This window comes from Hydrogenophaga sp., from assembly GCF_051007235.1.
GTDB lineage: Bacteria > Pseudomonadota > Gammaproteobacteria > Burkholderiales > Burkholderiaceae_C > Hydrogenophaga.
In genome coordinates this window covers 1-9,844 of the sequence record NZ_JBPCSJ010000260.1, presented here as the reverse complement: position 1 = coordinate 9,844, position 9,844 = coordinate 1, and the positions used below count along the sequence as shown (strand labels likewise).

9 protein-coding genes are annotated in these 9,844 nt (G+C 67.8%); 1 reads left to right on the top strand and 8 read right to left on the bottom strand.

Annotated elements, in window-relative coordinates:
* Positions 1-1,252 (top strand): molybdopterin cofactor-binding domain-containing protein (locus tag ACR2JA_RS09450; RefSeq protein WP_434008838.1); only part of this gene is annotated, 1,252 nt, incomplete at its 5' end.
* A gap of 22 nt (positions 1,253-1,274) precedes the next feature.
* On the opposite strand, the gene ACR2JA_RS09445 is transcribed toward ACR2JA_RS09450, so the two are convergent.
* From ACR2JA_RS09445 to ACR2JA_RS09410, 8 genes are all read right to left on the bottom strand, one after another.
* Positions 1,275-2,615: a sigma-54-dependent transcriptional regulator gene (locus ACR2JA_RS09445; RefSeq protein WP_434008837.1), complete on the bottom strand. Its 1,341-nt coding sequence runs from the start codon at positions 2,613-2,615 to the stop codon at positions 1,275-1,277.
* Positions 2,612-4,597, bottom strand: coding sequence for an ATP-binding protein (locus tag ACR2JA_RS09440; RefSeq protein WP_434008836.1), 1,986 nt, complete (start codon positions 4,595-4,597; stop codon positions 2,612-2,614). The genes ACR2JA_RS09445 and ACR2JA_RS09440 overlap by 4 nt, the downstream gene beginning before the upstream one ends.
* Complete coding sequence (locus ACR2JA_RS09435) at positions 4,594-5,328, bottom strand: amino acid ABC transporter ATP-binding protein (protein ID WP_434008835.1); 735 nt, start codon at positions 5,326-5,328, stop codon at positions 4,594-4,596. The genes ACR2JA_RS09440 and ACR2JA_RS09435 overlap by 4 nt, the downstream gene beginning before the upstream one ends.
* A 17-nt stretch (positions 5,329-5,345) precedes the next feature.
* Positions 5,346-6,011, bottom strand: a complete 666-nt coding sequence (locus ACR2JA_RS09430; protein WP_434008834.1) for an amino acid ABC transporter permease — start codon at positions 6,009-6,011, stop codon at positions 5,346-5,348.
* A 137-nt stretch (positions 6,012-6,148) separates the two neighbouring features.
* Positions 6,149-6,889: an amino acid ABC transporter permease gene (locus ACR2JA_RS09425; RefSeq protein WP_434008833.1), complete on the bottom strand. Its 741-nt coding sequence runs from the start codon at positions 6,887-6,889 to the stop codon at positions 6,149-6,151.
* A 139-nt stretch (positions 6,890-7,028) separates the two neighbouring features.
* Complete coding sequence (locus ACR2JA_RS09420; RefSeq protein WP_434008832.1) at positions 7,029-7,925, bottom strand: transporter substrate-binding domain-containing protein; 897 nt, start codon at positions 7,923-7,925, stop codon at positions 7,029-7,031.
* 39 nt (positions 7,926-7,964) lie between these two features.
* Positions 7,965-8,864: a transporter substrate-binding domain-containing protein gene (locus ACR2JA_RS09415; protein WP_434008831.1), complete on the bottom strand. Its 900-nt coding sequence runs from the start codon at positions 8,862-8,864 to the stop codon at positions 7,965-7,967.
* A gap of 193 nt (positions 8,865-9,057) precedes the next feature.
* On the bottom strand, positions 9,058-9,844 hold a 787-nt coding region (locus ACR2JA_RS09410), incomplete at its 5' end, for an NAD(P)H-binding protein (RefSeq protein ID WP_434008830.1).

The window sequence follows — 9,844 nt, the reverse complement described above, 5'->3', positions numbered from 1 at the left end:
CCACACCGCCTTCCGCGGCTTCGGCGGCCCGCAGGGCGTGATCGTGATCGAGCGCATCCTCAGCGACATCGCCCGCGCGCTGGGCACGGACCCGCTGGACGTGCGGCTGCGCAACCTCTACGGCATCGACGACCGGAACGTCACCCACTACCAGATGACGGTGGAGGACAACATCCTCGACCCCCTGATGACGCAACTGGCGCTCACCAGCGGCTACCGCGAGCGGCGCGAGCAGATCGAGGCCTTCAACGCGCAGAGCCCCATAATAAAAAAAGGCCTGGCGCTCACGCCGGTGAAGTTCGGCATCAGCTTCACCGCCACGCTGTTCAACCAGGCCGGCGCGCTGGTGCACGTCTACACCGACGGCAGCGTGCAGGTGAACCACGGCGGCACCGAGATGGGCCAGGGCCTGAACACCAAGGTTGCGGCCATCGTGGCCGACGAGCTGGGCGTGCCCTTCGACAAGGAGCTCAGCACCGCCAGCGACACCAGCAAGGTGCCCAACGCCAGCGCCACCGCGGCCAGCAGCGGCACCGACCTGAACGGCCGTGCGGCCCAGTTCGCCGCGCGCCAGGTGCGCCAGAACCTCGCCGCCTTCGTGGCCGGGCTGGACGGGGTGGGCGCAGGGGCGGTGCGCTTCGAAGGCGGCCAGGTCATCACCGACAAGACCACCCGCCGCTGGGAAGACGTGGTGGGCGCGGCGTATGCCAACCGCATCCAGCTCTGGAGCGACGGCTTCTACCGCACGCCCAAGATCCACTACGACAAGACCACCATGCTGGGCCGGCCGTTCTACTACTTCTCGTACGGCGCGGCGGTGACCGAAGTGGCCATCGACACGCTGACCGGCGAGAGCCGCGTGCTGAAGGTGGACATCCTGCACGACGTGGGCCGCAGCATCAACCCGGCGATCGACATCGGCCAGATCGAAGGCGCCTTCGTGCAGGGCATGGGCTGGCTGACCACTGAGCAACTCGTCTGGAACGGCAAAGGTCTGCTCCAGACCCACGCCCCCAGCACCTACAAGATCCCGAGCACCGGCGACATCCCGGCCCACTTCAAGGTGGACCTGTGGCCCGAGGCCAACCGCGAGGACAACGTGCACGGCAGCAAGGCCGTGGGCGAGCCGCCCTTCATGCTGGGCATCAGCGTGTTCGAGGCCTTGCGCGACGCGGTGGCGCAGGCGGGCGGGCGGCCGGACACCATGAACGCCCCGGCAACGGCCGAGGAAGTGCTCAGAAGCCTGGGTTGAAGGGGCTCAACATGCGTCCGGCCTACCGCAAGCCGTGCTTGCGGATCTTGTCCACCAGCGTGGTCTTGGGCACGCTCAGGGCCTTGGCGGTCTGGCCCACGTTGCCGGCGTGGCGCTCCAGCGCGTCGGCGATCAGGCTGCGCTCGAACTGGTCCACCGTTTCGGCCAGGCCGGGCTCGCCCGCCGCAGCGGCCTCGGAAGGTGCCGCGTGCGGCGACACCCACTGCGGGCCCACGCCCAGCACCAGCGCATCGGCCACGTTGCGCAGTTCGCGCACATTGCCCGGCCAGTCGCGCGCCATCAGCTGGCGCAACTGGGCCTGGGGCAGCCGCGGCGCGGGCCGGTCGTAGCGGCTGGCCGCCAGCAGCATGAAGTGCTCCAACAGCATGGGGATGTCCTCGCGCCGCTCGCGCAGCGCGGGCAGCTCGATGTTCACCACGTTGAGCCGGTAGACCAGATCGGCACGGAAGCTGCCCTGCTGCGCGCGCGCCAGCAGGTCGTCTTTGGTCGCGGCGACCACGCGCACGTCCACCGGGATGCTCTGATTCGAGCCCAGCCGTTCGATACAGCGCTCCTGCAGCACCCGCAGCAGCTTGACCTGCACGCCCATCGGCATGCTTTCGAGTTCGTCCAGGAACAGCGTGCCGCCGTTGGCGTGCTCGATGCGGCCGATGCGGCGCTTCTGCGCACCGGTGAAGGCACCAGGCTCGTGGCCGAAGAGTTCACTGTCGAGCAGGCTGTCGGGCAGGCCGCCGCAGTTGAGCGCGACATAGGGCGCGTGGCGGCGGCGCGAGTGGTCGTGCAGCGCGCGCGCCACCACCTCCTTGCCGGTACCGGTCTCGCCGCGGATCAGCACGTCCACTGGCGAGTCGGCGATCTCGGTGATGAGCTGGCGCACGCGGGCGATGGCGGGCGCGTGGCCGACCAGCTTGCCTTCCAGGCCCTCGCTGAGCGTGAGCGCGCGGCGCAGGTGGGCCACCTCCAGCGTCAGGCGGCGTTTGTCCAGCGCGCGCTGCACCACCTCCACCAGCTGCTCGGGCGAGAACGGTTTGGGGATGAAGTCGTAGGCGCCGCTGCGCATGGCCTGCACGGCCAGGTTCACGTCGCCATGGCCGGTGATCATGATCACCGGCAGGTCGGGGTCCATGTCGTGCGCTTCTTCGATCAGCGAGAGGCCGTCGGCGCCGGGCAGGCGCATGTCGGTCACGACCACGCCGGCCATGCCGGGACTCAGGTGCGGCAACACGGCCTCGACCGAGTCGAAGGCGCGCACGGCGATATCGGCCAGCTGCAGGGCCTGCACACAGCCCAGCTGCAGGTCGGTGTCGTCCTCGACCAGGAACACGGTGAGGTTGCGGTTCATCGGGATGGGGTGTCTTTCGCGGTGTCGGGAGCGGGGCCCACGGGAACGGTGAGCACGAAGCAGGCGCCACCGTCGGGGTGGTTGTGGGCCTGCAGGTCGCCCCCGAATTCTGCGGCCAGGTCGCGGCAGATCGCCAGGCCCAGGCCCAGCCCGGCGCCGCTGGGTTTGGTGGTGTAGAAAGGCTCGAACAGGCGCTGCTGGTCGGTCTCGCTCAGCCCCTTGCCGCTGTCGCGCACCGTCAGCGCCACCATGGCCACACCGGCCACCTCGCAGCGCTCGGCGCTCAGGGTCAGCACGCGCGGGTCCGACTCGCGCATCGCGTCCATCGCGTTGCCGATCAGGTTCACCAGCACCTGCTCCAGCCGGTTGGCGTCGCACCAGGCGGTCCACTGCCCGGGCGCGCAGCGGTTGTCCACCCGCACCTGGTCGTGCCGCACACGCAGCTGGAACAGGAACAGCGCCTGCTCGACCACGCGGCCCACATCGGTGGCCGCCGGCGACGCGCTGGACTTGCGCGAAAAACTCTTGAGCGGGTCGATGATGCGCGCCATCTGCTCGACCAGCCGCCCGACGATGGACAGGTTGTCCTGCGCGGCGGCGTGGTTGCCGCGGCGCATGAACTCGGCCGCGTTGCCCGCCAGCGTGCGGATGCCGCCCAGCGGCTGGGTCAGTTCGTGCGTGATGCTGGCGGCCAGCTGGCCCAGCACGGCCATCTTGCCGGCATGCACCAGCTCGTCCTGCGCCGCGCGCAGGGTCTTCTCGGTCTGTTTGCGCTCGGCCACCTCGCGGCGCAGCTGTTCGTTGGCATCGGTCAGCTCCTGCGTGCGCAGGCCCACCTGGTGCTCCAGATCGGCGTTGGCCTGTTCCAGCAACTGTTTGGCCGCCAGCTTCTGCTTTTCGATGCGGCGGCGCTGGCTCCAGTACAGCGCCAGCAGGACCAGGAAGGCCGCCGACACCGCGCCCCCCACCCCGTCCACCAGCGCCTGCTGGCGCACGGCGCCCAGGCTGGTGAAGATCAGCACGCGCCAGTCCATGCCGTCCAGCGAGCGACCCAGCACCAGGTGGCCGGCCCGGTTGCCCCCAGCCCCCAGCGCCTCGCGGTGCCGCGCTTCGTCACCCGAGACGAAACCCTGCACCTCCTGTGTGTCTTCGTCCACCGAGAGCGCGACCTCGACCGGAAACATCGGCAGCCGCAGCGAGCCGTAGGTCTGGGTCAGCTGCAGGTCCACCCGCCGTTCCGCCGCCAGCGGTGTGAGCGAGGTGTAGCGCCAGGCCGGCTGGGACGAAAGGATCACCACCTGGTTCGCGTCGGCCACCAGGGCCGGTGCTGCCAGCATGGGCCAGGTCTGTTCCAGAGCATCCAGGCCGATCTTGATGGCGGCCACGCCGATCACGCGCGAGCCGTCGTAGATGGGGTGCGAGGCGAAGTAGCCGGCCTGCCCGCCGCTGCCGATGGCGAAATGGCGCGTCGAGCGCCCGGCCAGGGCTTCGAGGTAGTAGGGCCGGTAGGACACATCCTCGCCCAGCAGGCTGTCGTCGCGCTCGGAACCGTTGCTCGACGCCAGCACGACGCCGCGCACGTCGAGCACGTAGACCGCGGCACTGCCCAGGTGGGCGTTCAGCCGTGCGAGGTAGTCGTTGGCCGCGCGCTCCCGCTCGGCGTCGGGGGCGCGCAGCAGCGCCAGCACCGCCGGGTTGAGCTGGATGGTGGCGGGCACCGGCTCCAGCCGGCGCACCCGCGCCTCCACCACCGAGGCGAACAGGTCCAGGCGGCTGTTGGTGGCGGCCTTGAGGCGGTCCTCACCCTGCGCGAAGCTGCGCTGGTACACCACCACACCGGCGCTGGCCACCAGCGCCAGGCCGAGCAGCACCAGCAGCAGCCGGCGCACCAGCCAGCCCGCCCGGCCGGGCGAGGGTCCGGAGCCGGGCGCGCCACCGGACGGGCCGGTGATCGGGGCAGGTGCGTCGGTGGGCAGGCTCAATGCTGGAGGATTTTGGAGAGGAACTCTTTGGCGCGCGGGGAGCGGGCATCGGGGTTGCCGAAGAACTCGTCCTTCTTGCAATCTTCGACGATCTTGCCCGCGTCCATGAAGATCACGCGGTGGCTGACCTTCTTGGCAAAGCCCATCTCGTGCGTCACGCACATCATGGTCATGCCCTCGTTGGCCAGCTGCACCATCACGTCCAGCACCTCACCGACCATCTCCGGGTCCAGCGCGCTGGTCGGCTCGTCGAACAGCATCACGATCGGGTCCATGGACAGCGCGCGGGCAATGGCCACGCGCTGCTGCTGGCCGCCCGAGAGCTGGCCGGGGAACTTGTCCTTGTGCGCCATCAGGCCCACGCGGTCGAGCATCTTCAGACCACGGGTCTTGGCTTCGTCGGCGTTGCGGCCCAGCACCTTGATCTGGGCCAGCGTGAGGTTCTCGGTCACCGAGAGGTGCGGGAACAGCTCGAAGTGCTGGAACACCATGCCCACGCGCGAACGCAGCTTGGGCAGGTTGGTCTTGGGGTCGGCGATGCTGATGCCGTCCACGATGATGTCGCCCTTCTGGAAGGGTTCGAGCGCGTTGACGGTCTTGATCAGCGTGGACTTGCCGGAGCCCGAAGGCCCACAGACCACCACCACTTCACCCTTCTGGATGGAGGTCGTGCAGTCGGTCAGCACCTGGAAGCTGCCGTACCACTTGGAAACGTTCTGGATGTCGATCATGGAGAGGCTCCCGGGCTTCAGCGGATGATGGCGATCTTCTTCTGCAGGCGACGCACCAGCATCGACAGCGAGAAGCAGATGACGAAATACACAACGGCGGCGACCAGATACGTCTCCACCGGGCGGTTGAAGTTCTTGCCCGCCACTTCAAACCCCTTGAGCAGGTCGTACGCGCCGATGGCGTAGACCAGAGAGGTGTCCTGGAACAGGATGATGGTCTGGGTCATGAGCACCGGCAGCATGTTGCGGAACGCCTGCGGCAGCACGATCAGCTGCATGGTCTGGCCATAGGTCATGCCCACGGCGTAGCCGGCGTGCACCTGACCCTTGGGCACGCTCTGGATGCCCGCGCGCATGATCTCGGAGTAGTAGGCCGCCTCGAACACGGTGAAAGTGATGATGGCCGAGAGTTCGGCCCCCATGGGCTTGCCGATCATCAGCGGGATGAGCAGGAAGAACCACAGGATCACCATCACCAGCGGAATGGAACGCAGGGTGTTGACGTAGAACGCGGCGGGCATGACCAGCCACTTTTTGCCCGACAGGCGCATGAGCGCGAGCACCGTGCCCAGCGCGATGCCGCCGATCATGGCCACCAGGGTCAGCTGCACCGAGAAGACCAGCCCCTTGAGCACGAAGCCGGTGACGACGTCCCAGCTCAGAAAAGAAAAATCCAGGTTCATGTCGGTTCTCCATCACGCGGCAGCAGGCCATGCAGCGTGAGCAAGGGTCCAGCCAAGGGCACCGCCGGGCCGGCTTTGCCGGACGGCTGGTGCCGCCCCCTTGAGGGGGTAGCGCGAAGCGCTGCGGGGGTGTTCATTCAATGCCCTCCGATCATGCCGGGCACCTGCACCCGGTGTTCGATGAACAGGGCGATGCGGTTGATGACGAAGGCGGAGATGAAGTACAGACCGGTGACGGCCAGGTAGATCTCGATGCCGCGCGAGGTCTCCTCCTGCGCCTGCATGGCGAACATGGTCAGCTCGGCGATCGACACCGCGAACGCCACCGAGGAGTTCTTGATGATGTTCATGCTCTCGCTGGTCAGCGGCGGGATGACGATGCGAAACGCCATCGGCAGCAGCACGTAGCGGTAGGTCTGGGGCAGCGTCAGGCCCATGGCCAGGCCGGCGTAACGCTGGCCCTTGGGCAGGCTCTGGATGCCCGCTCGCACCTGCTCGGCAATCCGGGCCGAGGTGAAAAAGCCCAGTGCGAACACCACCAGGATGAAGCTGGGAAAGTTCTTGAGCGCGGGAATCAGCGACGGCAGCACGTGGTACCAGAGGAACACCTGCACCAGCAGCGGGATGTTGCGAAACAGCTCGGTCCAGGTGTTGCCGATCGCCACCAGCGCCTTGCTCGGCGTGGTGCGGAAGATGCCCATGATCGAGCCCACCACCAGCGCCACCACCAGCGCCAGCACCGCCACCGACAGCGTCCAGCCCCAGGCCGAGAGCAGCCAGTCCAGGTAGGTGATGTCGCCGCCCGCGCCGAAGCAGCTCGGCCGCACCTCACCGTCGATGGTGTCCTTGCAGAACACCTGCCAATCCCATGTAGCCATGGTGATTCCTCAAAATTCAACAGAAGAAACAAACAAACCCGACGCCGGAGCGTGATCGACCCGGCGCCGGGCCGCCCCAAGCCGGGTCAGCCCCCTCGGGGGGCAGCGACCCGCGCAGCGGCGGAGCGTGGGGGCTCCTTCACTTCTTAGCGTAGTCTTCCATCGGCTTGTCGTTGGGGTTGGCCCAGGCGGCCTTGGTGGCCTCGGACATCGGCAGGCCCACCTTGGTGTTGGCCGGCGGGATCGGCTGCATGAACCACTTGTCGTACAGCTTGGCCAGCGAACCGTCCTTGATCTGGTTCTTGATGGAGTCGTCCACCGCCTTCTTGAAGGCCGGGTCGTCCTTGCGCAGCATGCAAGCGATGGGTTCGACCGACAGCACTTCGCCGACGATCTTGTAGTCGGCCGGGTTCTTGGACTTGGCGATGTTGGCCGCCAGGATGGAGCCGTCCATCACGAACGCGTCGGCGCGGCCCGATTCGAGCAGCAGGAAGCTGTCGGCATGGTCCTTGCCGTAGACCTCCTTGAAGTCCACGCCATCCGCGCGCTCGTTCTTGCGCAGCGTCTGGACCGAGGTGGTGCCGGTGGTGGTGGCCACCTTCTTGCCGGCCAGCTGGGCGATGCCGTTGATGCCCGAGTTGGCCTTGACGGCGATGCGCACTTCTTCGACGTAGGTGGTCACAGCGAAGGACACGTCCTTCTGCCGCGTGGCGTTGTTGGTGGTGGAGCCGCACTCCAGGTCCACGGTGCCGTTCTGCACCAGCGGGATGCGGTTCTGCGAGGTCACCGGCTGGTACTTCACTTCCAGCGACGACATGCCCAGCTGCTTGCGGATGTCGGCGATCACGCGCTCGGCCATCTCGGTGTGGAAGCCGACGAACTTGCCGTTGCCGATGGTGTACGACAGGCCCGAGGACTCGCGCACGCCCAGCGAAATGCTGCCGCTGTCCTTGATCTTCTTGAGGGTGTCGGTGGTCTGCGCGACAACGGCCGAGGTGGCCAGCACGGCGGCAAAGGCAATCAGGGTTTTCTTCATGGTGACTCCTTGGAGTGGGTTGGAAAAACGGGGAAAGGGTCAGCCCAGGGGCTGGTCGTTGGGTGAGCGGTAGAGCTCCAGCAGGGGCTCGGGCGCGGGCCAGTTGAGGTTCAGGCCTTTGGGCGGGATCGGCGACTGGAACCAGCGGCGGTAGATCTTCAGCGCCTCGCCGGATTGCATGATCTCGGTCAGGCTGCGGTCCACCAGCGCCTTGAAGCGCGGGTCGTCCTTGCGCAGCATGCAGGCGTAGACCTCGGCCGCCATCGGCTGGCCGACCACACGCCAGTCGGCGGGCCGGTCGGCCTTGGCGCGCAGGCCGTAAAGCATGGCCTCGTCCATCAGGAAGGCCACCGCCCGCCCGTCCTGCACGCGGTTGAAACCGTCGCCGTGGTCCTTGACCTTGAGGATGTCGAAACGGGTGCCGGTGGCCTCGGCGTGCAGCAGCAGCGAGCGTTCGCTGGTGGTGCCCGCCGTCACCGCCACGGGGCGGCCCTTGAGGTCGTCCAGCGCCTCGATGCCCGAGCCCTGGCGGGTGAGCAGGCGCGAGCTGGTCACGAAGATGGACACCGAAAACGCGACCTGGCGCGCACGTTCGCGGTTGTGGGTGGTGGAGCCGCACTCCAGATCGACCGAGCCGTTCTGCACCAGCGGGATGCGGTTCTGCGAGGTGACCGGCACCAGCTTGACCGCCAGCGCGGGCAGCTTGAGTTCGCGGCGGATGCGCTCGACCACCGCCAGCATCAGGTCGTGCGAGTAACCGACCACCTGGCGTTTGCCGTCGTAGTACGAAAACGGCACCGACGACTCGCGGTGGCCCAGGCTGATGGTGGCGGTGCGCGAAATCTTCTCCAGCGTCGGCAGGCCCGACGACTCGGCCCGGGCGGTGAACGCCAGGGGCAGCAACAGCAGCAGAAGGGGGAGACGGCGAAGGGGTGTCATGGGCGCAGGGTGGCGTCCATGGCGCAAGGGGCGTGCCAGTCGGTGTTAACCCGCGGTTTTGCCCCTCCCAACCGCGGTTTGGGCCCTGAAACCGGCGCTCAGGACCCGGGCGCGAACGGAAATCCGACCGCTGCCGGCGGGCAGCAAACGGATTTCCGACCCCACCTCATCAGCATCCGCTGCGTCAGACGCTTCAGGCCCAGTGCGCCTTGAAGTCCTGCGCGTACTGCGCCAGGCGGATCGGCGCCCGCCCGGTGATGCGCTGCACGTTGTCGGTGATGCGCTCGGCAAAGCCAGCCTTGAAGGCGCCCAGGATCACCAGCAGGAACTCGGCGTAGTCGGCCGGCAGGCCCGCGCCCAGCAGGCCCTGGCGCATCGCGTCTTCCGGGATGTCGGTGTAGCCAATCGTCCGGCCTGCGGCCTGGGACAGCACGGCCGCCACCTGCGTGTGGTCCAGCGCCTCGCTGCCGGTGAGGTCGTGCGATGCGTTCACGAATGCGTCCGAGGACAGCAGCTTCGCCGCCACCGCGGCGATGTCGCGCGTGTCAATGAAGCTGCCCTTGGCGGCGCCCACCGGCAGCAGGATCTGGCCCTGGGTCTGGATCCCATGCAGCCAGAAGGTGTGAAAGTTCTGCATGAACCAGTTGGGACGGATGACGTTCCAGGCCAGGCCCGAACGCTCCAGGTGCAGCTCGGCTCGGCGCAGCGGGATGTTGTCGTCCGCATTGGCGCCCATGGCGGACAGCAGCAGCAGCTTGCGCACGCCCGCGGCCTGGGCCGCGTCGATGGCGGGGATCAGCAGCTCGTGCTGGCTGGCGTGGCCGGGCGGCGCCATCAGGAACAGCTGGTCGGCGCCGGCCAGCGCGGCGGCCAGGCCTTCGCCGGTGGCGAGGTTGAGCTGCACCTCGCCGGCTTGCGAGGGCGTGCGGCTGGTGGCGCGGCGCACCGTCTGGCCCTGGGCCAAGAGCAGGTCGACGAGG

Coding starts and splice junctions, on each gene's coding strand:
- ACR2JA_RS09445 (WP_434008837.1), bottom strand. CDS start 2,615: ATGAACCGCAACCTCACCGTGTTCCTGGTCGAGGACGACACCGACCTG.
- ACR2JA_RS09435 (WP_434008835.1), bottom strand. CDS start 5,328: ATGATCGACATCCAGAACGTTTCCAAGTGGTACGGCAGCTTCCAGGTG.
- ACR2JA_RS09430 (WP_434008834.1), bottom strand. CDS start 6,011: ATGAACCTGGATTTTTCTTTTCTGAGCTGGGACGTCGTCACCGGCTTC.
- ACR2JA_RS09425 (WP_434008833.1), bottom strand. CDS start 6,889: ATGGCTACATGGGATTGGCAGGTGTTCTGCAAGGACACCATCGACGGT.
- ACR2JA_RS09420 (WP_434008832.1), bottom strand. CDS start 7,925: ATGAAGAAAACCCTGATTGCCTTTGCCGCCGTGCTGGCCACCTCGGCC.
- ACR2JA_RS09415 (WP_434008831.1), bottom strand. CDS start 8,864: ATGACACCCCTTCGCCGTCTCCCCCTTCTGCTGCTGTTGCTGCCCCTG.